Source organism: Cupriavidus nantongensis (genome assembly GCF_001598055.1).
GTDB lineage: Bacteria > Pseudomonadota > Gammaproteobacteria > Burkholderiales > Burkholderiaceae > Cupriavidus > Cupriavidus nantongensis.
This window is the reverse complement of record NZ_CP014845.1, coordinates 1,037,764-1,063,808: the sequence shown is the minus strand read 5'-3', so window position 1 is coordinate 1,063,808 and position 26,045 is coordinate 1,037,764. Positions and strand designations below refer to the sequence as shown.

Below are 26,045 nucleotides of genomic sequence, written 5' to 3'. Positions count from 1 at the left end.
TTGAACGTTTGGGACGTGGCTGGCCCACTCACAGGTAGAACGCCGGCGCGCCGGCCGGGCGCTGCCCGAAGGATGCCGCCAACGGCGACTGCCCACTGCGCGCATACGCGCCCGGTGTCTGCGCCACGCGGCGGCGCCATGCGCGGATCTGGTGGGCCTGGTCGCTGTAGCCGTCCAGCGCATCGCCCACGCCGCGCTGTACTGCCTGGATGCTGTGCTGCAGGCGCTCCAGCTCCATCAACTGCTTTGGTCCCATCCCCAGCTGCTGCGCGAACCAGCGGTTCAGCTGGCGCCGGCTGACCGACATCAGGCTGGCGACTTCCTGCACCTGCCTCCCCTCGCGCAACAGCGCGTGCGCTGCGCGCATCGACGGCAGCGCCGCCGGCTCCCGCAGCGTCGCCAGCCGCCGCAGCAGCCAGGCATCGAGCCGGGCAACGATGCGCGCGGGCATCCAGGCGGCGCTCAGGTCGGCGCTGAGCGCGTGGCTGTCCCGGTCTCCCAGGTAACCCGCGAGATCCAACAGCCGGTCCCTGCAGTCTGGGCCGATGCCCGGAAACAGCCGCGCCAGCCCGGCACCGCTCAGCATGACCATGACGAAATACGTATCGGACCACGACTGCCAGCGCCGGCTGCCCGACTGGAAGCCCAGCAGCGATACCGTCGGCACGGTGGGGCCGCCCACCATCGCGTTCGGACGGCCGAAGTTGACCGACAGCACCGCGCCCGGGTACGGGCAGGTGGTGATATCACTGCCGGCGTAGGCGCCCTCCAGGTCCTGCACGAACCAGTAGCCGTCGACATAGGGTGTCAGCGATGGGCATGGGGGGAGGACGTGGAACATGACGGGGATGGGGATGCTGGGGTTGCTGGGGTTGCTATGGGCGTATCTTTATCACGTATCTGTGAGGGGTTGTCGTGCTTGGCTGGCGTGGGCTGTTTCGCCGGCGCAGCCGGCGACCTACTTCTTGGCCGAGCCCCAAGAAGTAGGCAAGAAACGCGTCGCCTGTGCGGCTGGCAATCAATTCCGCGGCGTTGGTGGGTCGGGCGGTGGTGATTTCCGTTTGGCGTGGGTGCCCGTTCGAACCTGCTAACGCTATGTGAGTCAGGGGCGGTGCCTTCGATCACCCCCTTTTGAACGATCCCAACAGGGTGTAGGCAGCCTGCTGCGGGCGCTATCGGCGGGACGCCTTCGGCTGCGCTGCGCGCGCGCCCTATCTCAGGTCTATTGCTCGGGCACGGAGTGCGTCGCTGCGCTCGCACGCGTTGTCGCTGGCGAGCCCAAAGGACTATTCCCTTCCGCCTGTTTGCTCCCCTCTCCCGCGCGCGGGAGAGGGGCCGGGGGTGAGGGCCGGCGCATCGACGAAGTCAACCGAATCCGTTCGTTCGCAGCATCCCCCCAGAATTCCGCGATACCCCTACAAAAAAAAGCGGGCTTCCGAAGAAGCCCGCCCTTTCTGCCGCGCTACGCCTGTATCTGGCGCCGCTGCGGTATTGCCGCTCAGGCAGGTACCTGCGTTCCGGCTGCCGCGGTCTCTTTCGAGAACAGGCTCCGGGCGGTGGCGACGTGGCTCTTCAGCACCGGCCGCAGCACCATGATCGCCAGGAAGGCCGCGGTCAGGTCCATTGCGGCGACCGTGTAGAGCACGGTGGACCAGGTGCCGGTCGCTTCCATCATCAGGTTGCCGATCGGCACGAACAGTGCGCCGATACCCTTGGCGGTGTAGAGCACGCCGTAGATCTTGCCGATGTGCTTGGTGCCGAAGGCATCGCCGGCGAGCGCCGAGAACAAGGAGTAGACCTCGCCCCAGGCCAGGAACACCACCCCGGACAGGATCAGGAACGCGTACGGGTTGCTGCCGAAGTAGCCCAGCGCGATGATGCCCAGCCCTTCCAGCGTAAAGGCGATCACCATGGTCTTTTCGCGGCCGATGTTGTCCGAGATCCAGCCGAACAGCGGACGCGAGATCCCGTTCATGATCCGGTCCAGCATCAGCGCCAGCGGCAGCGCGGCCATCACGAAGAAGTGCAGGTCGACCTGGAACTCCTTCACGCCGAGGTCCTTGGCGATCACGCCGAGCTGCGCCACGGCCATCATGCCGCCGGTGACGACCAGCACGAACATCAGCAGCATCAGCCAGAACAGCTTGGTGCACAGCGCTTCCTTGAGCGTGTAGTCGCGGGTGGCCTGGACCAGCTTGGCCGAGGCCCGGACTTCATGCGACTTCGGCGAACGCAGGAACCACGCCGCGACGAAGGCGAGCGAGCCCTGCAGCAGGCCGAAGAACAGGAAGGTGTGCTGGAAGCCCTGCGACTCGATCATCGCCGCGATCGGCAGGATGGTCGCCGCCGAGCCCGCGCCGTAGCCGCCCGCGGTCAGGCCCACGGCCAGGCCGCGGCGGTCCGGGAACCACTTGAGGGCGTTGTTGATGCAGGTGGCGTAGATCGAGCCTACGCCCAGCCCGCCCACCGCCGCGCCGACGTAGAAGCCCATCAGCGTGGTCGCCTGCGAGTTGATGCACCAGGCCGCGCCGATAAACACCGCGCCGAACGCCACCATCATGCGTGGCCCGAACTTGTCGATAAAGTAGCCTTCGATCGGTGCCAGCCAGGTCTGCACCAGCACGAACACGGTAAATGCGACCTGGATGCTGGCGCGGGACCAGCCGTAGGTGTCCTGGATCTCCGGCACGAACAGGGTCCATGCGTACTGGATGTTGGCGGTGGCGATCATGCAGATCACCCCCACGATCAGCTGGATCCAGCGAGTGCCTTCGGGGACCTGATTGACGCCCATCCCCATTGCCGATGGATTACTCATTGCGCGCTCCTTGAATAGATTGGCCATTAACTCGCGACAGGGCGGAGGAATATACGGTCGCGCTGCGCCTCAGCTTAGGGGTGGCTGCTGGCATTTCATGTCTCCTAATGTCATTGGCATTTGTTTGCCTCTTATCACGACGCGACCTGAGGTCTCCGCCCTCACCTCTCTCTCAAACTTAGGAGCGGCGATGGGATACACAGTATGTGATATATCAACGAAGTCAAGCGAAAGCCGGGGCAGGGTTTTCACTGAATTAATGCGGGCCATGGCTGGGCACCCGATATTCACGAGAAAACCGCATCGGAAGCTGTATGCAAAACCTGGCCGCGAGGCCGGATGGAGGGCTGAAACCATTGTCTGGCGCGGAACTCCGGTGCAAGCTGCGGCATCGATGAGTATTTCTGTTGAATCCGCCGCAATCACAATGGCGCATTATCATTACAACATTGTCATGATGACAGCCGCGTCATCATGACAGAATTGTCATGATTATCTCCCGCCACCACGGCGGATTCTGGCTGAATGGCCCGGATTAATTTCCTGCCAACATATAAAAAAATGCCCGCAGGCGAACCTGGCGGGCTGAGGCATGGTGCGTGACATCGGCCGCAACATGTAGTTGCAGTTATAGGCGATAAATGGAGCTGGTCAAATAGCGGAAATGGGTTTCTAGCCGATTAATTGGCAAACTCAGAGAAAACCCTGAGCTGGTCTTTCGGCGGTGCCTTCGATTTATGTGGCAATACGCCTGGATTATGACAGGGCTGTCATTTTCAGCCGCCATTTAAAAACCGCGGCGGTTGGCGGAGCTGGCTGACCCATGTAGACGAAGACGTCATCGCCTGGGCCTGAAATAGATCAAACAGCAAGCGCAGTAGAGCGCCTGGAAGGCCGGCGCGCCGGCTGGTCCGGCCTGCCCCGCTGCGGCCGGCCATCATAGATGGAATTGATAAGAATCTGGCGATGAGTAGATGTTTTGGTAAGTCCGGTAGAAGCTATGGTAAGCTCCGCGGGCATCAGCCCATGTTTCACCGACCTCCGCATGGCTCATGCACCACTAGGCTACGACGCCCTGATCCGCCAGTTCGGCTTGCGCGTGCCGCCGTTGCGCTGCACCTCGGCGCTTGGCGACAAGACCGGCGTGCTCAGCACCCATACCGGCCCGGACGGCACCACGCGCACGGTCTACCCCCGCAACCGCTATCGCGGCGGCGACACCACGGTGGACCACCTCACCTTTGCGCTGAAGAAAGAGCAGCTCGACCTGACCGTGCTGGCGGCACTGTTCGAGCAGCCGCAGGCGGTGCAGGACGTGCGCGCCTGGCTGGCGGCCACGCCCACCTCGCGCTATGCCCGGCTGAGCGCTTTCTATGCCAAATGGCTGGCCGGGGCGCAGTTCGATTACAAGCTGCCGGCGGGAGCGCCGCGGGTGCTGGCGCTGGATGAGGCGGAATACGTGACCGGCCCGTCGACGCCGGACCTGCAGTTCGGCATCCAGAACAATCACCTCGGGCCGGCGGCATTCTGCCCGGTGGTGCGCCGTACCGAGAAGCTGGCGCGGTGGATCGCCGCCGACCTGCCCGGCCGGGTGGGCAATGCCATCCGGCGCCTTGAGCCGGAGTTGCTGGCGCGCGCGGTGGATTATCTCTACCTCGCCGAAACCCGCTCGACCTATTCGATCGAGCATGAGATTCCCGATAACCAGCGCGTCGCCAAGTTCCGGCGGCTGCTGGAGTATGCCGGCCAGCGCGTGCCGCTGACCGAAGCGCAGCTGTGCGAATGGCAGAACGAGATCATCTCGGGCCTGCGCGCCGAATACAGCTTCCGCGACCAGCAGAACTGGCTGTCGCGCGGCGGGCGGCTGCGCAATATCGCGGACTATATCCCGCCGCCACCGGCGCAGCTGGGCGCGATGATGGACGGCATTGCCGCGGTCGCGGCACTGGTCGATTCCCACGCGGCAAACCCGATCGTGGTGGCGGCGTGCGTGTCGTTCGGTTTTGTCTTTGCGCACCCGTTCTATGACGGCAACGGCCGCCTGCACCGGTTCCTGATCCACCATCTGCTGCGCCAGGCCGGCGTCACGCCCGAGGGCGTGGTGCTGCCGGTGTCGGCGCGCATGCTCAAGCAGCTCGACGTCTACGCCGGCCTGCTCAAGGCCTATTCCGCGCCGCGCACGGCGCTGCTCAATTACGCGCTGGATGCGGACAGCGACACCATCCTGATCAAGTCGCCGCAGCCTTACTGGCTCTATGCGTCGTTCGACGCCACCGCGCTGTGCGAATTCGTGTTCGAGTGCATCGAGCAATGCGTCGAGCAGGACCTGGCGCAGGAAATCCAGTACCTGCGCGCGTACGACGCCAGCGTGACCCGGCTCGAAAGCTGGCTCGACCTGCGCCAGTCGCGGCTGTCGAACCTGATCGACCTGATCGTGCAGAACCACGGCGAGCTGTCGCGGCGCAAGCGCAAGCTGTTCGAGGACATTACCGACAGCGAGCTCGCGCGCATCGAAACGGTGGTGCGCGACGAGTTCGCGGAATACCTGGAGCGTTACGGCAGCCGCTGACGCGCGGCGGTGCTCGTGCCCCAATCCTGGTCCGGATCTAGCTTTTTACCTCGAATGACTCGTGATACTTGACCACACCCGAGGGCACGTGCGGGCCGAACGCAATGGCTTGAAAGTACTCTGCCGGAACCCCGGGCAGTACGAGCGACGGCTGCGCCGCGAATCCAAAGCGGGAATAGTAGGCCGGTTCCCCCAGTACCACGCAGCCTTGCGCGCCGGACTGCTTCAGGCGATCCAGGGCCGCACGGATGAGCTGCGACCCCACCCCGATGCCTTGATGAGCAGGCAGCACCGATACCGGACCCAGTCCGTACCATCGCGCACTTCCGTCCGAGATTTCGACCGGGGAAATGGCGACATGGCCGACCACGTTGCCGGACAGTTCCGCGACAAGCGAGATCTCCAACTGTCCGGCCGCCCTCAGGGCCGTGACGATCAGCTGTTCCGTGCCACTGGAGTGGGTGGCGACTGCGAACGCGGCCTGTGTCACCTGGGTAATTGCCTGTGCGTCGTCCGGACGCTCGCTCCTGATCAGGAGCGCATCAATCGCGGTCATTCAGTTTCCTAAAATCGATACGCATGGAAGCCCAACTCAAAAGCGCCGAGTGTTGTGCTGAACGTTTATCGCCTTCGCGATCGCGCTGCATGGCGCCTGGTACCGGGCGCGGTGTCATCAGTCTGGGCGGCTCCCTGCATGAAGAAGTCCAGCGCCTTGCCAAGCTCGTCTTCCAGGCCCACGTCCGCGTCGCTTAACCAGGTCATGACGGCGCCAAGGTACAGGAAATGCAGATAGTGCGCCAGGCGCTCGGCCGCCGCATCAGACCGGATCTCTGCGGCCTGTTGTGCCTGTTCGATGAGCTGAACATACAAGGAAAGCATGTCCGAACTGGTCTGCTGCTCCATGCCATCACGCACTTGCTGGAAGCGGAAGCGGATATATGGCGCCGCATACTGGCGGTGGTGTTCCCACCAGCTGGCCGATCCATGCCACAGCGTTGCCACGCGTGCGACGAAGGTCTCCCGGCTCAGAACGTAATCCCCCACCGCCGCTTGCAGGTCTTCCTGGAGTTGGTTGTGCATCCAGTGCACCAGCACCGCCTCTTTGACGGGGAAGTGGTTGTAGAGCGTGCCTCTTGCAACATCCGCCTCTGCCGCGATCTGTTCCATCGTGACCGCTTCGTATCCGTCGCGTTCGAATAACGCGTGCGCGGTGGCCGCGATGCGGTCACGCGTCTGCTTCCTTTTACGGGCCATCCGATCGTCTTCGCTCATGGCAGTTGCGGCTCAATTGGACATTGTCTAGTATTGTACATTGTCCAATATCACGAGGGAAAGCCGCCGATGCGTGCAACGAAAGAATCTCCCACGATAGTCATCGGGGCCGGGCTGGCAGGACTGGCCGCCGCGCTTTCGCTGTCTCGTCGTGGCATCCCGGTGATGGTTGTGGAGGCGCAGCGGAGCGCGGGCGGATGCTGTTCGACCGAGGTGTCCGACGGATATACCTTCAACAATGGCGCGGTCTACGTGGCCGTGCCCTCATTGCTTCGTGCCGCCTTCGGGCGCGTGGGCCTGAGCTTCGATGACGAAGTCCAACTCGCCTGCATCGCAAAGCCCCACGCGACTTTCCTGGACAATGGCACCGCCGTGCACCTTTCAACCGCGGAGCGCTCGTACGTGGACGGCGCCGACCACCACCGCCGGACGCAGGTGCTGCGAGACGGGCTGGCCAGGCTACGGGACGATTGGCGTCCGGTATACGCAACCCTGGTTCGCGACGTGCTTCCGGAAGAACCGTCGCTGCTACGTACGATCGGCAAACTCTGGAGGCACCTGCCGCGAATGGGCGGGCACGTAAGCGGCCTGATCGCGTCCTATTTTCCGGACGGGGATCTGCAGGCTGCTGTCGCGTCCACGTTGCTCTACACGGGGCTCGCACCCGACCGGCTCCCCGCGACACAGATCATCGGCTTGCTGGCTTTGCTGGAGGAAGGCTTTCACCTGCCGCGCGGCGGCATGGGCGCCATTAGCGATGCGCTGCTGCGAGCCCTGCAGAGTCAATCCGTCTCGGTGCGCTTCGGTACGAGGGTCAAGGAAATCGTCGTCAGCGACGGTGGGGTGCATGGCGTTGTGCTGACCGACGGAGAACACCTCCCGGCCTCGCACGTCATCGCGACGTGTTCGGGATTGGGTGTCGTGAAGAACCTGCTGCGAGCCGCTGACGTCCCGCGAAGCCTGGCCGCAAAGGCAAACAAGGCGCCGTTGTCGCACCGGGCCATCTCCATCCAGATCGGATATTCCGGTGCCGCGGCAGCCGACGCGTTCATCGTCAACCATGTGCCGGCGATGGAACAACAAGGCGGCCTGCACGTTCTGAAACCCAACGTCCCGCAATGGATTTCGTACACGCAGCCTACGCGAGTTCTGCCGGAACTGGCACCCGCGGGCAGGCATATCATCGAGCTGTACGCGCCCGCCAGCGATATTCGCTCGGTATCAGAGTGGAATCCGGCATGGACGGATTCGGCACTGGAGAGATACCTGGACGCGTTGCAGAAGCGGGTCCCCGGCATAACCATCGAAACGACCCGCGTGCTCGATCCGCAGGGCTTTGCCCGGGAACGACACTTGTATGAAGGTGCGCTGTATGGAATTGCCCCGGGTTCTCCACCCCACCGGTTCCTGCCGCATCGGACACCGGTCAGCGGACTATACCTGGGCGGACAAACGACGTTCCCGGGCTATGGCGTGCCTTCGGCAATGCTGTCTGGCATACAGTCCGCGGAGTCGCTGGTTGCGGACTTGTCCCGGTCGCGCTGATTTTATTGTCCAGGGAGGGCCGGGAGGCATCAGCCAGTAAGAAGCAAAGGACTACGATGCCTTGGGCAGGTCACGACACCACCGCCCTCACCTCCGCCACCTCCCCGTCATGCGTATGGTCCACCACCGCCACCTTGGCCAGCTGCAGCGCCCGCACGCGCCCCCCCGGCAGGCCGAAGCTGCGCGCCAGCTCGTCGATGCGCAGCGCTGGCAGCGGCTTGCGGCGGTCCAGGCCGGCGAAGCGGTACTGGTTGTAGAGCGCCCATGACAGCAGCACGATGCCGTTGAACAACCCCACCAACACGTAGACCGTCAGCGTGCCCATGGTAGGCAGCAGCGCGGCCCAGAACGGTACGCCGGGGCCGGCGGACGCTTCCTCCAGGATGGCGCGGATGCCGCTCGCGCCGAGGTAGAAGAAGCCGGCCCAGGCCAGCGCCGTGAGCACGGCGTCGAACAGCCAGCGCAGGCGCGAGCCGCGGGTACGGATGATCATGCTTTCGGGTTTCATGACGACCTCATGGTGTGGATGCCCCGGTCGGGGCTGGTCCAGCGCGCGCGCTGGCGCCGGGTCTTGAGCATGACCTTGGGAAAGGCCAGCAGCGTGGTCAGCATGCCGACCATCCAGTACGCCAGCGGATACCAGATGATCCAGTACAGCGTGCGCCCCAGGCGCGGCTCGTAGCGGCGGTCGATCAGCACGCTCAGGCCGAACTGCAGCAGGCACACGGCCGCGAGCACCATGCCGGTAAAGCCCGGCGGCATCAGTTTCTGGATGCGGATATTGGCCGGCAGCTCGATGAAATGTCCCAGCGCCCACAGGATCAGCGACATGGCGAAGGCGAAGGCCCAGCCCGCCGACAGGCAATACTCCGCCATCAGCGGCCACAGCCGGCGGTGGCGCCAGATCCAGATCGAGCGCACGTTCTTCATGAACACCTCGGCCCCGCCCTGGGCCCAGCGCAGGCGCTGCTTGAGCAGGCCGCGCACGGTCTCGGGCATCAGGATCCAGCACAGCGCGCGCGGCTCGTAGAAGATCGACCAGTGGTCGCGCTGCAGCTTCCAGCTGATGTCGATGTCCTCGGTGATCATGTCCAGGCTCCAGTAGCCCACGCGGTCGAGCGCGCGGCGCCGGAACGCGGCGACCACGCCCGAGACGGTGAAGACCTGGCCGTAGACGCGCTGGGTGCGCTTGATCAGGCCGATGATCGACGAGAACTCCCCTACCTGGATCCGCCCCACCAGCGTCGAGCGGGTGCGGATGCGCGGATTGCCCGTGACCGCGCCGACGCGCGGGTTGGCCACCATCGGCGCGACCAGGTAGGCGGCGGCGTCGGGGTCGAGCGCGGCATCGCCGTCGATGCAGACCAGGTATTCGCCGCGTGCGGCCAGCGCGCCCATGCGCAGCGCCATGGCCTTGCCCTGGTTGTGTGCCAGGTGCACCACGCGCAGGCGCGGATGGCGCGCCGCCAGCGCATCGAGCAAGGCGCCGGTACCGTCGCGCGAGCCGTCGTTGATGGCGATCACCTCGAAGTTCGGATAGCGCTGCGCCAGCGCCGCCAGCAGGGTTTCCTCGCCGTTCTTCTCTTCGTTGTAGCACGGCACCAGGATCGAAATGAACGGCTGGCCGGGCACCTCGGGCGCCTCGCGTTCGGGGCCCCAGCGCCACTTGCGCTCCCAGTGCCACCAGAAGTACACGCCGCCGGCGATCCACAGGCCGGACATGAACAGCGGATAGAAGAACACAAAGGCCAGCAGCAGGTCACCGGTGGCAAGGGCGGCCAGCGCAAACGGCAGCGCCAGCGCAAGGCACAGGATGACCAGGGCAAACAGTCGTTCGATCATGGTGCGGGGTACCAGGCGTTGGACAGCGCCGGCCGGATCACCTCGAGCCGGGGCTGGTTGTTGTGGAAGTCGTCCGGGTAGTAGCCGAAATTGCGCGCGCCGCGGCGCTGCAGCCGCTGCATCCAGCCGGCCAGCACCGCGCTGTCGACGGGACGGGCCGCCGGCCCGCGCCAGTCACGGGCCTGCAGCTCGAACACGGTGCGACGCAGCGCGCCCGGGCGCTGCGCGATGGTGTCGACCATGCGGTCGAGCCATGCGTTCTCCTGGCCGGCCGGCACCTGCTCCATGTACGGCATCGCCATCGGCGCGGTCCAGTCGTAGGCGGCAAGGAAGTCGTCCAGGTTCTGCGCAAACCACGCTTCGCTGTCCGGCTGCAGCACCGGCAGCGCGAAGATGTTGCGCGCGGTCTTGATGGCGGGCCCGCGCACCTCGCGAACGCGCGCGGTCAGCTCGTGGGTAAGGTCTACCAGCGCCCTGCTCTTCATGCGGGTCCAGCGCTGCATCTGCTCGGGGCTGGCGCGCAATTCGGCGATCGATGCGGGCAGGCCCGCGGCGCGATACGCGGCCAGCGCCGGCGCGCTGGCGTCCTCGAAATCGCCCAGCAAGGCGTCGTCGTGGAACAGGATGCCGTCGAAGAAGGCGTGGCGCGCCAGGTCCTCATACAGGTCGCCGATGCGGGCCCGGGCCACCGGATCGAACGGCGACAGGCGCCGGTACTGCTTCGGGTCGACCGCCGCCGTGCCGGTGGCGGGATCCCAGCGCGCCACGCGCGCCAGCGACGGGTCCAGGTCGAAGCTCAGCACCGGCATCCACGCATACACCTTGACGTTGGCGCGGTTGTCGAGCTGCCACGCGACCCGGTTGAACAGGTCGGCGCGCACCGGCAGCCAGCGGTTGGGGAAGTACACCGACCTGACCAGTCCGTCGCCGTCATCGTCGGAGAACGCCTGCAGGAACACGGTGTCGATCTTCAGGTCGGCGATGCGCTGCACCAGCAGGCCCAGGTTGCGTTCGACCTGGGCGGGATCGGGATCATAGACATAGTCCAGGTCCACGTGCGCGACGCGCATGCCGTTGGGCTCTTCCATCGCGACCACCGAGCGGGCGAAGCCGCGCAGGCCGGGATCGTCGCTGAGCAGCAGCCGCGCGCCCGACATCATGCGGTCCACCGTGGCCAGGCCGTCTTCCAGCGTCAGCGCCATCTGGTAGCCGTTCTCGGCGACGATGCGCAGCGCGGCGCCGCCCTCGGCGCCGTACGGCCAGATCCACACGCGCACCGGCTTGCCGGTGACGGCGCGCACCTTGGCGGTGATGCGGGCCACGTCGGCACGCAACCGTTCTTGCTGCGCGGCATCCGATTCATAGCGGCCGGTGCCGGCATCGAAGGCGCGCACTGCCGCGGCCGGCTCGGTATTGCCCTGCGGGTTGGCGCGCACGCCGTAGTGCAACGCATCGGTATGCGCGCCGATTTCCACCAGGCCCGACGCGGCGATCTCGCGCACCTGCTGCCAGTTCAGCAGGCGCTCGCGCGCCGTCGGCGTGCCGCCGAAATCGACCGGCTGCCCCGGCGGAGTATCGAGCCAACTGCCGACCGGTGCCAGCACCGCCGGCCAGCGATAGGCCTTCAGGATCGGCAGCACGCGCGTGTAGAAGCTGCGGTAGCCGTCGTCGAAGGTCAGCAGCACCGCGCGCTCGGGCAGCGGCGGCCCGCCGCGGCGCGCCGCCAGAACCTGGTCGACCGAGACCGCGCGGTAGCCGTTCTCGCGCAGCCAGGCCAGCTGGCCGACCAGGTGGTCGGTGCGCACGCTCAGGTAGGCCTGGTCGGGGTCCTTGTCTTCGACGTCGTGATAGGCCAGCACCACCACATGGTTGCGCGGCCACGGCTGCTCGGCGGCGGCGGCCGGGCGGTGGGCGGGCGGCGTGAACACCGGGATGTCCTTGGCGCAGGCGGCCAGCAGGCACGCGGCCAGCACCAGCCAGAGCAGGCGGCAGGCGCGCCGCAGGGTTGCGTTCATGGCTTGCATTCCTGTTCAGAAGCGGTAGGTCATGTCGAAGACGATGCGCAGCTCGCGCTCGCGCTGGCCGTCGTAAGGGCGGCTGGTGCCGGTCACGGTGGCGCCGACCTCGAACACGTCGTTGGTGCGGAAGCGCTGGCCGTAGCCCACCAGCAGGATCGCGCCGGTGCCGAAGCCGCGCTGGCTGTAGGCGCCGGTGCCGGCCAGGAACTGCTGCTCCCAGACGGTCTCGTAGCGCCGGTACAGCATGTGCGTCAGGCGCACCGACGGCAGCACGGTCAGGTCCGAGCGCGGGTTGTAGTACGGCGTGTCGGCGCGGCTATTGCGCGACGCCCACAGGTCGACCAGCAGGTCGGCCTTCAGGTGCGGCGCGGTATAGAAGCGTTGCACCCCAGACACGCCCGCTTCGAGCCGGTCGTTGCCGTCGCTGAAGCGCGACGGCGCCACGGTCAGCATCCATTCGCTGGCCTCGCTGCGGCGCCAGCGCGCGTAGGCCTGCACGGTGTCGGCATAGATGCCGTGCTTGAGCGCCTGCAGCGGCGTGCCGGTCGAGCGCAGCGCCGCCGAGGCGCCCACGCGCCAGCGGTCGTCGATGTCATAGTCCGCTGAGATGCGACCGCCCTGGCGCGCGCCCTGGCCATAGCCATGCAGCGACAGCTCGCCCTCGACGGTCAGGTCGCGCACGCGCCATTGCGCGCCGGCGCGCGCCCAGCGGTAATCGACCCGGCCCTCGTCGAAGCGGCCGGTGGCATAGCCGATGCCGCCGAAGGCGCGCCAGTCGTAATTGATGGGCGGGGTGTACAGCACCGACTCGATGCCGAAATTGCCGTTGCCGACCACCGCGCTGTCGTTGGCCAGCCCCCGGTAGCCCTCGATGCGCAGCTCGGACTTGTTGTGGACCTGCCACTCGCGATCGAGACGCCGCGCGGTGAGGTCTTCGGGGAAGCGCGCCAGGGTGTCGTCGCGCAGCAGCTCGGCCTGGCGCCATTCCTGCAGGTCCAGCGCCGCGTGCCCCTGCTGCACCTCCACCGGCAGGCTGCGCGGGGTCAGGGTCTCGGCCAGCTTCAGTTCGCCTTCGGCCGCGCGCGGCCAGCCGCGGGCGCGGTAGACGTCGGCCAGCGCGGCGCGCAGGCCGGAATGGCCCGGCGCCTTGCGCACCAGGTCTTCCAGTTTTTGCTGCGCGGAGTCGGTAGCGTCGGCCTGCAGGTCGGCCCGGGTGGCGGTCTGCTCGGCCTGCAGCCACAGGTCGTTGGGCTGGCGCATGGGCTGGCCGCGCACCCAGCGCCAGCGCGGCTGCTCGGTGCTGGCCTGCGCCACGGCCTGCGCAGCGGGATCGAAGGCCTCGGCCTCGGCGTGCGCGTAGTAGAGGCCGGTCTGGGCCTTGAGCCGGGTTTCGGCATCCAGGCCCTGCGGGTAGGCGTCGCGCACCTGGCGGAACAGCGGCGCGGCCTGCTCCGGCTGGCGCAGATACAGGTAGGCGGCGGCGACATCGCCCAGGGCATAGCTCGGAACCTCGACGCCCTCGGCGCGCAGCGCCTCGTATTCGCTCACCACGTCCTGCATCCGGACGCGCGCATGCAGCGCGGCGAGCCGGTCGATGCGCGCGCGGCGCAGTTGCGGCGCGGCCGGCGGCCCCAGCGCCTGCAGCGCGGGCAGCAATGCGTCATAGCATGCCAGCGCGCGATCGGCGATGGCAAAGCGCTCGGCCTCGGTGCGGGTCGGCATGTCGGCCAGGCGCACCAGCTCGGCCGCGGCATCGAGCTCCAGCGCCAGGCGCGCGCGCGGGTCGAACAGTTCAGGATGCTCGCCCGCGACGCGCAGCGCCGCCTCGGGCAGCCCGGCGCGCTGCAGCGCGCCGACATACTCGCGCACGACATCGGCGCGCTGCGGCGCGCGCAGGTATGCCTGGTCGGCCTCGAACAAGGCCGCATACGGCTCGCCGGCGCGCGCCTGCGCGTAGGCCAGGGCCAGGCGGCTGTCGACCGCGGCGGGCTCGCGCTGCACCAGCGCCTGCCCCAGCGCCACCGCCTCGGCGGCCCGGCCGCTGTCGGCCAGCACCTTCACCTCGCCCAGTGCGAATACCGCGTGCGTTGGAAAGCGTTGCCGGCCTTCGCGATAGCGCGCCAGCGCCTCGTCCCAGCGGCGCAGGTCGCGCAAGGCGCCTGCCACTGCCGCCAGCACTTCGGGCGGCAGCGCGCGGGTCTGGCCCAGATTGCCATAGGCTTCCAGCACTTCGTCCGGCCGTCCCGCCCAGCCGGCGATGACGATGCGGTCCCACGCCGCCCGCTGGTCCGACGGTGCGCGCGCCACGCGCTCGCGCAGCATCGTCAGCGCGGGCGCATAGTCGCCGGCACGGGCGCGCCGGATCAGCGCGTCATAGTCGGAATTTGCATGCGCCAGTGCCGGCAGCCAGCCCATTGCCGCCAGCCCCGCGGCGAGCGCCGCGGTCAGTCCGCTACCCAGCGCGGCCGGAGCGCGCCGGCGCCTCCCTTGCCGCCGCAGCGCCCCGTCGCGGGCACGCTCACGGCGCTTCATCAGTGAATCCATGGGATCCGCAGCCTGTCTCTGTGTTGCTCAAGCTGGCGCCGCGCACCGATGACACAGGCGCGCGCGGGCTTGAGTTCCGTTATCGGCTTATTGCATGGCGGCACGAGGACACGGAACCCGACCGGGCCTGGCCGGGTGCGAAAACCGGCAGAACAGGCCTACGGGATCCGGCGCGGCACCGAGGAACTGCGCCGGATGGCCATTCGCAGCGGGAATGGCGTCGTGCAACCGCAGGGGCCGATCGCTCGGGCTGCGTTGCCGCTAATGCGAAGGCGATTGTAAGGAGGGTTCCGCGGGGAGATTGTTAATTTTCGCAAACGAACTGGTGAATGGATAAATGTCTCCAATCGCTAATTCGTCCCGGTCGCGCTCGAAATAACTGCATGAGATTACGCGATACGGCACCCGCGGCGATGTGCGCTGTGGCTTGAATCCCAGTACAGACGGGCCTTTCACGGGAGTCGCTGCATTACCCCCCGGCCATGCAAATTCAGCAGGCTTGCGCTGAGCGCCTCCAATAATTCGATCCGAGCCCGCGCATTGTCCTAGTCATAATTGATTATGATTTTTATGACATAACCCGAATAGGCCAAATGGCATCTATACCCCGATCAGGGGATGTGATCGCGTTTTCGTTTAACGGATTTGGGGATTGGATGCCGCGAGGATGGCATGTGGAATGGAAGAGGAGAGAAAACACGCTGTCAGCCTGGCAGGCGCAGCGTGGCCTGCAGGCCGCCGCCTTCGCGATTGGCCAGTTGCAGCGTGCCGCCCAGCGCCTGCGTCAGTTGCAGCGCGATGGCCAGGCCCAGGCCGGTGCCGCCGGTGCCGCGGTTGCGCGAGGTCTCGACGCGGTAGTACGGCTGCATCACGCGCTCCAGTTCCGCCTCGGGGATGCCCGGGCCGCGGTCCTGCACGGCGATCTGCAGCCAGCCATCGTCCTGCCGCGCCACCGCCAGCGTGACCTCCGCGCCGAACTTCAGCGCGTTGTCGATCAGGTTGGTCAGGATGCGCCGCAGCGCCTGCGGGCGTGTCAGCAGCGGCGCGCCGGCCTGGCCTTCGATGGCGATGGTGTGGCCGGCGTCGAGGTAGTCGCCGGCCAGGCTGTCGAGCAGCGCATCGGGATCGATGCGGGCCGGGGTCTCGGTGCCGCCCTGCAGGGTGCGCGCATAGGCCACGCCTTCGCGCACCAGGTGCTCCATCTCGCGCAGATCGTTGTAGAGCTTCTGCTGCGTGGGCGAGTCTTCCATCAGATCCACGCGCAGGCGCATGCGCGTGATCGGCGTCTGCAGGTCGTGCGAGATCGCGGCCAGGATCTGCATGCGCTCATCCAGGTAGCCGGCAATGCGTGCCTGCATGGCGTTGAAGGCGGCGGCGGCGTGGGCCACCTCGGTCGGGCCGGTTTCGGGCACACGCTGCGCCTTCAGGTCCGGCCCCAGGTTCTCGGCGGCGCTGGCCAGCTGGCTGAGCGGACGCGTGACCACGCGCACCGCCAGCCAGGCACAGGCCACCAGAAGCGCCAGCTGCGCCGCCAGCATCGCCAGCAGCCACGGCGATACCAGCGAACGCTTTGGCTGTACGTCGATCGTCAGCGGGCTGCCGTCGTGCAGCCGCAGGTGTACCTGGAAACCGCCGCCCGGCTGGCTGCTGGCCGAGACCGGATAGCGTCCCTGCAGCGCCTCGGCAATGGTGTCGACGGCCCTGCGCGCCAGCGGCGCGCGCGGCGGCTCGCCCGGCGTGCCGGCATCGAGGCGGTAGCTGTAGTTGTCGCGGCGCACCCGCTCCAGCCAGGCCGCGCGCTGGTCCGCCGGCAGCATGTCGAGCATCGCCACCGAGCTGGCCACGTCGCGCTCCAGGTTGCCCAGCATCAGCCGGTCGGCCGCGCTCTTGCGCTCCATCATCACCAGGCTGTACGACAGGCTCTGCGCCAGCACCAGCCCGACCAGCAGGATCACCATCAGCCGCGCGAACAGCGTGCGCGGCCATGCCAGCCCCTTGTGCGCGCGCCCGTTCATGCGCGCTCCTCGCGGATTTCGACGGTGGCGCTGAAGACATAGCCGCCGTTGCGCACGGTCTTGATGTAGCGCGGCTCGCGCGCATCGTCGCGCAGGCGCTGGCGCAGGCGGCTCACCAGCAGGTCGATCGAGCGCTCGAACAGCTCGGCGTCGCGGCCCTGGGTCAGGTTGAGCAGCTGGTCGCGCGTCAGCACCCGCTGCGGGTGGTCGACGAAGACGCGCAGCAGCCGGTATTCCGCGCCGCTGAGCGCGACGATCACGTCCTGCTCGTCGACCAGGTGGCGGGCGTTGGTGTCGAGCCGCCACGGGCCGAACGCCAGCATGCTGGCGGCCTCGGTGACCTGCAGGTTGGGCGGCAGCATGCGCGTGCGCCGCAGCACCGAGCGGATCCGCGCCAGCAGTTCGCGCGCGGCGAAGGGCTTGACCAGGTAGTCGTCGGCGCCCATCTCCAGCCCCAGGATGCGGTCGGCTTCCTCGTTGCGCGCGGTCAGCATCAGCACCGGCAGGTTGCGCCGCTCGCCCGCGCGCAGGTCGCGGCACAGCGCCAGCCCGTCTTCGCCGGGCAGCATCAGGTCCAGCACCACCAGGTCGACCGAGCCCTTGTCCAGCGCCGCGCGCATTTCGCGCCCGTTGGCGGCCAGGGACACGCGCATGCCGCTGCGCTCGAGGTAGGCGGCAACCAGTTCGCGGATTTCGCGGTCGTCGTCGACGATAAGGATATGGTCCTGCGGGGTCATGGCGGGTCCCGGAATCGAAGAAAGAGAAGGAGAAAAAGGGGGCGGCCGGCGCCGGCAAGGACGGCCGTCGCCTGGCCCGGTGCCGCCATTATGCGGCGCTGGCGGCGCGCTTTGTATCGCTGTGTATCCGGGCCGGGTCCGGACAAGAAACATTGCACGGCGGGGCGGATGCGGAAACAACGCCGATACGCCGGGACGGTGCAATGCAGTCATCGCCAATCCCGGAGTCCACCGCCATGATCGATGCCTACCTTGCCTTTGCCGCCGGCGTGCTGACGATTGCGTCGCCGTGCGTGCTGCCCGTGCTGCCCATGCTGCTGGGCGCTTCGCTGGGCGAAACCAGCCGCCTGCGCCCGCTGGCGATCGCACTGGGTTTCGTCTCCGCCTTTTCCGCGCTGGGCATTGTCTTCGGCGCGCTCACCAGCGCCTTCAGCGACGCCCCGGGCGTGGTCCGCAACGTCGCCATCGCCATCCTGTTCGCCGCCGGGCTGGCGCGGCTGTGGCCGGCCGGCTTCGGCCGCCTCGTGGCCCCGTTCGCCGCACCCTTCGCCGCGCTCACCGACCGCGCCGCCGGCGCCGGCAGCCGCGCCGGCAACGGCCTGGCCGGCGGCTTTGTGCTGGGCATAACGCTGGGCGCGGTATGGACCCCGTGCGCGGGCCCGGTGCTGGCCTCGATCCTGGCGCTGGTGGCCAAGGCGCAGGACCTGCACCGCGCCGCCGGCCTGCTGGCCCTGTTTGCCGCCGGCGCCGCCGTGCCGATGCTGGGCATCGCCTACGGCGGCCAGTTCGCCACCACCCATGTGCGCCGGCTGGCACGCCATACGCCGCGGCTGCAGCAAGCCTTCGGCGTGCTGGTGGTAGCCACCGCGATCGCCATGTACTTCCAGTACGACACCCTCGCCGTCGCCTGGCTGACCTCGCTTTTCCCCGCCACCCAACCTGGAGCCTGAACCATGCCCCGCATCCTTCGCACCCTGTTTGCCGCAGCTGCCTTTGCCGCCGCCCCGCTGGCGATCCAGTCCGCCGCCGCAGCGCCCGCCGCGCCCGCCAATTACGGCACGGCGCCCGAATTCACCGGTATCGCCAAGTGGCTGAACTCCGAACCGCTGACCCTTGCCGGCCTGCGCGGCAAGGTCGTGCTGGTCGACTTCTGGACCTACAGCTGCATCAACTGCATCAACACCCTGCCCCATGTGCGCAAGTGGTACGACAAATACCGCGACCAGGGCCTGGTCGTGGTAGGCGTGCACACGCCGGAGTATGCGTTCGAGCGCTCCACCAGCAACGTGCAGGCCGCGCTCAAGCGCTTCGACATCCGCTATCCGGTGGCGCAGGACAACGCCTATGCCACCTGGAACGCCTGGCGCAACCAGTACTGGCCCGCGCTGTACCTGGTCGATGCCAACGGCAACGTGGTCTACAAGCACTTCGGCGAAGGCCAGTATGCAGAGACCGAGGCGGCGATCCAGAAGGCGCTGGGGCAGCGCCGCTGAACCTTGAAGCCGCCATGCAGGCGGCTTCCGCGGCATCCGCCTTGTCTTCCGGCGCATGGGAGTTGATACAAATTGTATGCAATCTTTGTATCACGGTTCGCTGATCCCTGTTATTCTTGCACGCCTGTTGAGGCGGGATGCAGGTCCTGCCCGCCTCGCTCGCGGAGCTGCCGCACCTGGCCCGCGAGCGTGCACGAGGGCGCCGGGTTCCCCGCCCGGCGCCAGAAGAACAAGACAGCCCGGAACATCCGGGCAGACGACAGGAGACTCGAATGGCGCCCTTGCTATTCCAGGTGGAAGACCGCCCCCCACGGTTGACGACGTTCTTGCTGGCGCTCCAGCACCTGCTGGCCGCACTGGGCGGCATCATCGCGGTGCCGCTGGTGATCGGCGGCGCGCTGCGCCTGCCTTCCGACCAGGTGGTGGCGCTGGTCAATGCCGCGCTGCTGGGCTCGGGCATCGTCACCATCATCCAGTGCAAGGGCGTGGGCCCGGTCGGCATCCGCATGCCGTGCGTGATGGGCACCAGCTTTGCCTTCGTCGGCGCGGCCATCAGCGTGGGTGTGGAGCACGGCGTGGCCGGCATCCTGGGCTCGGCGCTGGCCGGCTCGCTGGTGATGATCCTGGGCAGCTTTTTCATGCCGGCGATCCGCAAGCTGTTCCCGCATACCGTCACCAGCGTGGTCGTGACCATGATCGGCCTGTCGTTGATCCCGGTGGCGATCGACTGGGCCGCCGGCGGCCAGGGCAGCAGCCGCTACGGCGCCCCCGGCAACCTGGCGATTGCCGTCGCCGTGCTGGCGCTGGTGGTGGCGGTGGTGCAGTGGGGCAAGGGCATGCTGTCGGCCTCGGCCATCGTCGTTGGCATTGCCGGCGGCTACCTGTTGTGCCTGGCGCTGGGGCTGATCGACTTTACCCAGTTCCACCAGGCGCCGGTGTTCGCGGTGCCGCAGCCGCTGCACTTCGGCATGTCGTTCCCGATTTCCGGCATTGTCGCCATGTCGATCGCGTTCCTGGTCACCATCGTCGAATCGACCGGCACCTTCATGGCGCTGGGATCGGCCACGCAGCGGCCGGTGTCGGGCAAATGCCTGTCGCGCGGCATCCTGTGCGACGGCTTTGGCTCGGCTTTCGCGGCGCTGGTGTGCAGCCCGCCGCTGTCCACCTTTGCGCAGAACGTCGGCGTGGTGTCGCTGACCGGCGTGGCCAGCCGCCACGTGGTGGCGCTGACCGGCGTGATGCTGCTGCTGGCCGGGCTGTTCCCGGTGCTGGGCGCGCTGGTGGTGACGATTCCGCAGCCGGTGCTCGGCGGTGCCGGCCTGATGATGTTCGCGATGATCGTTTCGGGCGGGATCCAGATGCTCAGCACGGTCCGCTTCACGCAGCGCAATACGCTGATCGTGGCGGTGTCGATCGGCTGCGGCCTGGCCGTGACCTTCCGCCCGGAACTGCTGGCCAAGCTGCCCGCCTTTGTCCATGAGGTGTTCGGCTCCGGCATCACGGTGGGCTCGCTGTCGGCGGTGATCCTGAACCTGCTGCTGCCCGGCGGCAAGGAAGCCGCCGACGAAGCCGGCCACGGCACGGTCGGCGAGGCCGCCTGAATCCCATCATGCCACCACGCCGGCTGCGCTAGTGCGCGCCGGCGGCCGCGGATGGCTTCAGTAGCGGGTAGGGATTGATCGCCCCGCGCGCCGTGTAGATGCCGTAGTGCAGGTGCGGCGGCGTGCCCCGCGCATTGCCGGTGGTGCCGACATACCCCAGCACGGCGCCCGCGGCGACGATGTCGCCGGCGCGCACGCCGGCATATCGGTCCAGATGGGCGTAGTAGTGCATCTGCCGCCCCGGCCCCATCACCCACACCACGTTTCCCCCCAGCCGGTTGGTGCCGACGCGCGTGACGATGCCTTCGGTCGCCGACACCACTTCGCGGCCGCGCGGCGCGAAGATGTCGATGCCCTCATGCTTGCGTCCGCCGGAGCGCATGCCGTGCCAGGTATCGCGCAGCGCCCTTGGGGCAACCCCCGCCACCGGCACCGGCAGCGCCGTCGGCGCGGGCCGGGCCGACAGCCGGGCCGCGTAGATGGCGCGCTCCAGCGGCGGCTGCAGCCACGGCCACGCCAGCCAGGCCAGGCCGATCCACAGCGCCAACCACGCCAGCCGGCGGGCCAGCGCAAGCACAGGAGGAAGGAGACGCGAGGCAGCCATATGCCTTCGACGGCAGCTTGGCGTGCAAATTCCCGCTTACGCGCCCCTCATGGGCCCCACACTCCACTTCCGGCCGACCTCCCTGCCGAACCATCGCCGCCGCCGCCGGTCATAACTGGACCGTTTTCATTGCAACAGGAGAACCCATGGACTGTCCGGTGTGCCCGCAAACCCAACTCGTGATGTCCGAACGCCAGGGCATCGAGATCGATTACTGCCCCAAGTGCCGCGGCGTCTGGCTGGACCGGGGCGAACTCGACAAGATCCTGGAGCGCTCGGCGGCAGCGGCCCCGGCGCAGCAAGCCCCCATGCAGCAAGCGCCACAGCAGCACGCACCGGTGCATAACGCTCCGCCGCAGCAGGGCTACCAGCGCGGCTACGGCGACCGTGACCGCGACCGCTACTACGAGCGCGAGCAGAAGCACTATCGGAAGAAGAGCATCTGGCACGAGCTGTTCGACTAAGCCGGCCAGCGATGGAAAGAAGGGGCGACCGTGGTCGCCCCTTCTTCGTTTACGTCCCGCTACAGCCCGGCCGCGAGGCCGTCGCCGCGCGGGTCGGCCGCGCCATACATCACGCCGGTGACCGGGTCGATCAGGATGGCGCCGGCATGGCCCATGGTGTCGGTGAAGGCCTGCACCCGCTTGACCGGATGCCCGCGCCGCGCCAGTTCGGCGGTCACCGCTTCCGGCACGCGGCCTTCGATCTTGAGATCGTTCGACGACACGCCCCAGTTGCGCCCATAGAGCAGGCGCGGCGCATTGACCGCGTCCTGCGGCGACATGCCGAAATCGACAATGCGCGTCACCAGCGCTGCCTGCGTTTGCGGCTGCCCTTCGCCGCCCATGGTGCCGTAGACCAGGAACGGCTTGCCGTCCTTCAGCAGCAGCGCGGGGTTCAGCGTATGGAAGGTGCGCTTGCCCGGCGCCAGGTGATTCACATGCGCGGGATCGAGCGAGAAAAACGCACCGCGGTTCTGCAGCAGCACGCCGGTGCCCTTGGGCACGATGCCCGAGCCGAAGTCGTGATAGACGCTCTGGATCATCGACACCACGTTGCCGTCCTTGTCGGCGGTGCCGAACCACACCGTATCGCCGTGCGGATCCATCGGCTTCACGTCCGCGCCGGCGCGCAGCATGCTGATGCGCCCGGACTGGGCCTGCCCGTGCCGCGATGACAGCAGCCGCTCCAGCGGGATCTGCACGAAGTCCGGATCGGCAAGGTAGCGGTCGCGATCGGCAAACGCCTGCTTGGTCGCCTCCACCAGCACGTGGTAGTAGTCGGCCGTGCCCTCGCCCAGCGCGCGCACGTCGCGCTTGTCCAGGATGTTCAGGATTTCCAGCGAGGCAAAGCCTTGCGTGTTGGGCGGCACGTTGACGGCCTGGTAGCCGCGGTAGTTGACCGTGATCGGCTGGACCCAGTCGGCGCGGTGGCGGGCAAAGTCCGCCTGGGTCAGCACGCCGCCGTGCGCCTGCAGGTCGGCCACGATCTTGCGCGCGATCTCGCCCTGGTAGAACGCCGCGGCGCCTCCTGACGCGATCTGCCTCAGCGTGCCGGCCAGGTCGGGCTGGCGCAGCGTTTCGCCCATCCGGTAGGCCGATCCGTCCGGTTTCAGGAAGGTCTGGCGAAAGCCGTCGAAGCGCTGCAAGGCGCGGAATTCGGTGTCGGCCGGGTCGAGATTGACTCGGCTCCACGATGCCAGCGACGCCGATACCGGGAACCCTTCCTCGGCATGGCGGATGGCATCGGCCATCAGCTCCGGCCATGGCAGGCTGCGCCCCATGCCCTGGCGCGCATACTGGTACGCCGCTTCCCAGCCGGCGACGGTGCCAGGCACCGTGATCGCCGACAGGTATCCGCGCGCGGGAACCCGGTCGAGTCCCTTGTCCCGGTAAAGCGCGATGGTGGCGCGTTCGCCGGCGCGCCCGCTGGCATTGAGGGCGCGCACCTCGCGCGTGCGGGCGTTGTAGATCAGCCAGAAGGCGTCGCCGCCGATCGAATTCATGTGCGGGTACACCACCGCGATGGTCGACGCCACCGCGATGGCGGCATCGACCGCATTGCCGCCGCGCTCCAGCACGCGCAGACCGGCCTGCGTCGCCAGGCGGTTGGAAGAGGTCACCATGCCGCCGGTGGCCATCGGGTTGATACAGGTGGAAGGCGTGTCGCAGTACTTGCCGGCCTCGTCGACGGCCCATGCTGGCGCGGCGGCCAGCGTCAGTGCCGAGCACATGCCGGCCAGGCGCAGAGCGGTGAAGAATCTGGTGCGGTGCATCGCAGGCTCCCTGGGTAACACAGCGAAGTTGCATGCCGGAGCGGACGCAACCGGCACGAGCGGTAGAGCGGATTGCCCGGATTGTCTTGTGGGGCGAGCGCAAGTTAGCCTGCGCCAGACAATCTGGCTAACGGCAAAGTCGCATCCGGTGTCGGCAATCGGACATCAGCGGACATCGGCCGCGGCGCTGCCCGTGCCGCTAGCCATCGTCCACCGCTACCTCCACCACTACCACCGGACCACGCATGCCTGCCCATGATCCCGCCCTGCGCGCGCTCGCGCGGCTGCCTCGCCCGCTGTACGGCCACATCGAAGCCCTGCCCAACCGCGTGCTGGGCTACCGCCACCGGCATCCGTGGTGCCAGTTCGCCTATGCCCTGCAAGGCGTGCTGGAGGTATGGACCGACCGCGGCCGCTTTGTCGCGCCGCCGCAATGGGCGGTGTGGATTCCGGCCGGCGTGGCGCACCGCGTGCGCTGCGCCACGGGCACCCGCATCCGCAGCCTCTACCTGGACAACAGCGTGTGCGCGGCGGCGCGGGCCCGTTGCCGCGTGCTGACCGTCAGCCCACTGCTGCGCGAGCTGATTCGCACCTTCAGCCACCTGCCGGCCGAATACGACGAAGGCGGCGCCGACGGGCGCCTGGCGCGCGTGCTGATCGACCAGCTTGCCGCCGCGCCCGAAGTCGAATTCATGCTGCCGCTGCCGGCCGACCCGCGCGTGCGCCTGGTCTGCAATGGCCTGCAGCGCCATGCCGACCGCGACACCAGCCTGGCGGCGTGGAGCGCGCGGCTGGCGGTCTCGGGCAAGACCCTGACGCGGCTGTTCCAGCGCGAAACCGGGCTGACCTTCCGCGCCTGGCGCCAGCGGCTGCGGCTGCTCGATGCCGTGCCGCGGCTGGAGCGCGGCGAAGCCGTGACCGAGGTCGCGCTGGATTGCGGCTATGAGTCGCTGTCGGCGTTTATCGCGGCGTTCCGGCGGCTCTACAACATGACGCCGGGCGAGTTGTCGCGCGCCAACCGCGTCGTTCCCGCAGGCAGTCAGTGAACTGTCTCAGGCCCGCTTGCGGTGGCGCCGCGCCGCTTCCGCAGCGGCGTCGCGCAACGCCGGCGGCAGTGCGCGCAGCTCGGCCGTGAAGAAGGCCCGTTCCGCCGGACGCAGCGCGGGCAGCTGCCCGGCCAGCCGCTCCACCGCGGCGCATGCGGCGGCGGTGGCGCCCTGTTCATGGGTCAGGTACCAGGCCGATTCCAGCAGCAGGTTGGCCAGTTGCAGCGGCGCCAGCCTGACGTGGCCGGCGTCATGGTCTTCCAGCGCAAAGGCGGCCACGGCCGACCAGCGCACGAAGCCCCGCGCCGGCGCAAACGGCGCATGGAACGGCCGCAGCGCCTCGACCGCGTCGGCTACGGAAAGCGGGCGCTGGCGGCGGAACATGGCCATGCTGTCGCTGGCGCTGGCCGGGCGGTCGAGCGGCGGCGCATCGGGCCCGCAGCTGCCGCGCGCGATGCGCAGCAGGAAGATCGCGTTCCACGCCGTGCCGCCGCCGACGCCGAAGCGGTCGCAGATCCATTCCGACAGCCCCAGCCAGCGCATCGCCTGCCGCTGCACGGCGCTGGCGGACAGGCTGCGCCCGCCATCGATCAGCCCGTGGCGCCAGAACAGCCACAGGCTCAGCCCGATATTGGCCGCGGCATGCTGCACGGCATCGACCGAATCGGCTTCGTAGGCGGCCTGCAGCGCGCCCGAGAACGCGTCGAGCGCGCACTGGGCCGCCCTAGCCGCAGCCTGCGCAGCCGGCGCGGCCGCATGCGCGGGGCGCATGGCATCGGCCTTGTGCAAGAGCGCTTCGAGGTTCAGCACCTCGAAGCGCACGCGCGGGTTGTAGCGCACCACCAGGCGCAGCTCGGCATCGGCGTGCAGGTGCTCCAGGCCGGCGCGCGCGCCCTCGCCATCGCCACGGGTATAGCGCTCCCAGGCGCGCACCACCTGCGCCATGGCCTGGAACGCCGGCGTGGCCGCGCCAGCGTCAGCCGCCTGTGCCAGCCGGTCGAAACGCCGCAGCGCGGCGCGGCTCTGGTCGAGGCGCCCGCAGCGGCGCCACGCCTGGCTTTCCTTCAGCAACGACAAGGCCTGCTGGAAACCATCGCCGGCCAGCCGGCGCGCCGCGCCGAAGGACTCCGCCACGGCAAAGCCGTGGGCGCCGGCATGGCCGTCCTGCGCGCTGCGCATGGCCTGCGTCAGTTCGCTCCAGAAGGCCATGTCGCGCATCACGTAGCTGGTGCCATCGCGCTCTCCCGATTGCGCGGGATGTACACCGGCAGGGAAGCCCAAATGCCGCGCCAGCGCGACCGGCCCCAGCGTGCGGCCATTGGCGACGAAGCGCAGCCGGCGCGCGCTGGGGGCAGCCAGCCAGAACGGCCCGCGGCTGCGCTGCGCCGGATTGCCCGCGGCCGGATCGCGCGCTCGGTCAGCGCCCCACCCCACCACGATGCCCCAGCGCGCGAAGTCTGCAAACGCGCGCGACACCAGCATGCGCACGTTGGCCGCCGCGGGAAACGCGCTGCGTACCGCGGCGGCGGTGACCACGCCTTCTCCGCTGCGATACGCATGCCAGGCGCGTGCGAGCAGCCAGACCGACTGGTAGCGCGCGGGCTGGCCATCGACCTGGTAGGGACTCGACACATCGATTTGGATCAGGGCAGGCGAAGCGGGCATC

General features: G+C 68.0%; 20 protein-coding genes. 7 read left to right on the top strand and 13 right to left on the bottom strand.

What is annotated here, in order from left to right; translation table 11 throughout:
- Positions 1-28: 28 nt before the first annotated feature.
- Both A2G96_RS25990 and oxlT read right to left on the bottom strand, forming a co-directional pair.
- Positions 29-841 (bottom strand): helix-turn-helix domain-containing protein, encoded by an 813-nt coding sequence (locus A2G96_RS25990; RefSeq protein WP_062803069.1) that lies wholly within the window; start codon positions 839-841, stop codon positions 29-31.
- A 657-nt stretch (positions 842-1,498) separates the two neighbouring features.
- Positions 1,499-2,818 (bottom strand): oxalate/formate MFS antiporter, encoded by a 1,320-nt coding sequence (gene oxlT / locus A2G96_RS25985; RefSeq protein WP_062803068.1) that lies wholly within the window; start codon positions 2,816-2,818, stop codon positions 1,499-1,501.
- A gap of 1,045 nt (positions 2,819-3,863) precedes the next feature.
- Here oxlT and A2G96_RS25980 point away from each other — a divergent pair.
- On the top strand, positions 3,864-5,387 hold the full coding sequence (locus A2G96_RS25980) for a Fic family protein (RefSeq protein ID WP_062804140.1): 1,524 nt from the start codon (positions 3,864-3,866) through the stop codon (positions 5,385-5,387).
- A gap of 37 nt (positions 5,388-5,424) precedes the next feature.
- Here the strand turns inward: A2G96_RS25980 and A2G96_RS25975 are convergent, their stop codons facing one another.
- Positions 5,425-5,943, bottom strand: coding sequence for a GNAT family N-acetyltransferase (locus A2G96_RS25975; RefSeq protein WP_062803067.1), 519 nt, complete (start codon positions 5,941-5,943; stop codon positions 5,425-5,427).
- A gap of 65 nt (positions 5,944-6,008) precedes the next feature.
- On the bottom strand, positions 6,009-6,659 hold the full coding sequence (locus A2G96_RS25970) for a TetR/AcrR family transcriptional regulator (RefSeq protein ID WP_062803066.1): 651 nt from the start codon (positions 6,657-6,659) through the stop codon (positions 6,009-6,011).
- A gap of 69 nt (positions 6,660-6,728) precedes the next feature.
- Between A2G96_RS25970 and A2G96_RS25965 the strand changes: the two genes are divergently transcribed.
- Entirely contained in the window at positions 6,729-8,204 is a 1,476-nt protein-coding gene (locus A2G96_RS25965; protein WP_062803065.1) for a phytoene desaturase family protein, read from the top strand.
- A gap of 70 nt (positions 8,205-8,274) precedes the next feature.
- Here the strand turns inward: A2G96_RS25965 and pgaD are convergent, their stop codons facing one another.
- The 6 genes from pgaD to A2G96_RS25935 all read right to left on the bottom strand — a co-directional run bounded on the left by pgaD (position 8,275) and on the right by A2G96_RS25935 (position 17,360).
- Positions 8,275-8,712, bottom strand: a complete 438-nt coding sequence (gene pgaD / locus A2G96_RS25960; RefSeq protein ID WP_062803064.1) for a poly-beta-1,6-N-acetyl-D-glucosamine biosynthesis protein PgaD — start codon at positions 8,710-8,712, stop codon at positions 8,275-8,277.
- Complete coding sequence (gene pgaC, locus A2G96_RS25955; protein WP_062803063.1) at positions 8,709-10,046, bottom strand: poly-beta-1,6-N-acetyl-D-glucosamine synthase; 1,338 nt, start codon at positions 10,044-10,046, stop codon at positions 8,709-8,711. Before pgaC ends, pgaD begins: the two co-directional genes overlap by 4 nt.
- Positions 10,043-12,061 (bottom strand): poly-beta-1,6-N-acetyl-D-glucosamine N-deacetylase PgaB, encoded by a 2,019-nt coding sequence (gene pgaB / locus A2G96_RS25950; RefSeq protein ID WP_062803062.1) that lies wholly within the window; start codon positions 12,059-12,061, stop codon positions 10,043-10,045. The genes pgaC and pgaB overlap by 4 nt, the downstream gene beginning before the upstream one ends.
- Before the next feature lie 15 nt (positions 12,062-12,076).
- Positions 12,077-14,596: a poly-beta-1,6 N-acetyl-D-glucosamine export porin PgaA gene (gene pgaA / locus A2G96_RS25945; RefSeq protein ID WP_231909748.1), complete on the bottom strand. Its 2,520-nt coding sequence runs from the start codon at positions 14,594-14,596 to the stop codon at positions 12,077-12,079.
- Positions 14,597-15,312: 716 nt separating this feature from the next.
- Complete coding sequence (locus A2G96_RS25940; protein ID WP_062803060.1) at positions 15,313-16,623, bottom strand: sensor histidine kinase; 1,311 nt, start codon at positions 16,621-16,623, stop codon at positions 15,313-15,315.
- Entirely contained in the window at positions 16,620-17,360 is a 741-nt protein-coding gene (locus A2G96_RS25935) for a response regulator (protein ID WP_062803059.1), read from the bottom strand. The genes A2G96_RS25940 and A2G96_RS25935 overlap by 4 nt, the downstream gene beginning before the upstream one ends.
- Positions 17,361-17,596: 236 nt before the next feature.
- Here A2G96_RS25935 and A2G96_RS25930 point away from each other — a divergent pair, with 236 nt between their 5' ends.
- The 3 genes from A2G96_RS25930 to A2G96_RS25920 all read left to right on the top strand — a co-directional run bounded on the left by A2G96_RS25930 (position 17,597) and on the right by A2G96_RS25920 (position 20,454).
- Positions 17,597-18,310, top strand: coding sequence for a cytochrome c biogenesis CcdA family protein (locus A2G96_RS25930; RefSeq protein ID WP_062803058.1), 714 nt, complete (start codon positions 17,597-17,599; stop codon positions 18,308-18,310).
- A gap of 3 nt (positions 18,311-18,313) precedes the next feature.
- Positions 18,314-18,853: a thioredoxin family protein gene (locus A2G96_RS25925; RefSeq protein ID WP_062803057.1), complete on the top strand. Its 540-nt coding sequence runs from the start codon at positions 18,314-18,316 to the stop codon at positions 18,851-18,853.
- Positions 18,854-19,125: 272 nt separating this feature from the next.
- Positions 19,126-20,454 (top strand): nucleobase:cation symporter-2 family protein, encoded by a 1,329-nt coding sequence (locus A2G96_RS25920; protein WP_062803056.1) that lies wholly within the window; start codon positions 19,126-19,128, stop codon positions 20,452-20,454.
- A gap of 28 nt (positions 20,455-20,482) precedes the next feature.
- Here A2G96_RS25920 and A2G96_RS25915 read toward each other — a convergent pair whose 3' ends face one another.
- Entirely contained in the window at positions 20,483-21,058 is a 576-nt protein-coding gene (locus A2G96_RS25915) for a M23 family metallopeptidase (RefSeq protein ID WP_062803055.1), read from the bottom strand.
- 146 nt (positions 21,059-21,204) lie between these two features.
- On the opposite strand from A2G96_RS25915, the gene A2G96_RS25910 reads away from it, so the two are divergent.
- Positions 21,205-21,522 carry a TFIIB-type zinc ribbon-containing protein gene (locus tag A2G96_RS25910; RefSeq protein ID WP_062803054.1) on the top strand — a complete coding sequence of 106 codons (318 nt, stop codon included), beginning with the start codon at positions 21,205-21,207 and terminating at the stop codon, positions 21,520-21,522.
- Between the two features lie 59 nt (positions 21,523-21,581).
- Here A2G96_RS25910 and ggt read toward each other — a convergent pair whose 3' ends face one another.
- Complete coding sequence (gene ggt / locus A2G96_RS25905) at positions 21,582-23,198, bottom strand: gamma-glutamyltransferase (protein WP_062804139.1); 1,617 nt, start codon at positions 23,196-23,198, stop codon at positions 21,582-21,584.
- 380 nt (positions 23,199-23,578) lie between these two features.
- On the opposite strand from ggt, the gene A2G96_RS25900 reads away from it, so the two are divergent.
- Entirely contained in the window at positions 23,579-24,379 is an 801-nt protein-coding gene (locus A2G96_RS25900; protein ID WP_062803053.1) for an AraC family transcriptional regulator, read from the top strand.
- A 6-nt stretch (positions 24,380-24,385) separates the two neighbouring features.
- Here A2G96_RS25900 and A2G96_RS25895 read toward each other — a convergent pair whose 3' ends face one another.
- On the bottom strand, positions 24,386-26,044 hold the full coding sequence (locus A2G96_RS25895; protein ID WP_062803052.1) for a hypothetical protein: 1,659 nt from the start codon (positions 26,042-26,044) through the stop codon (positions 24,386-24,388).
- Position 26,045 lies beyond the last annotated feature (1 nt).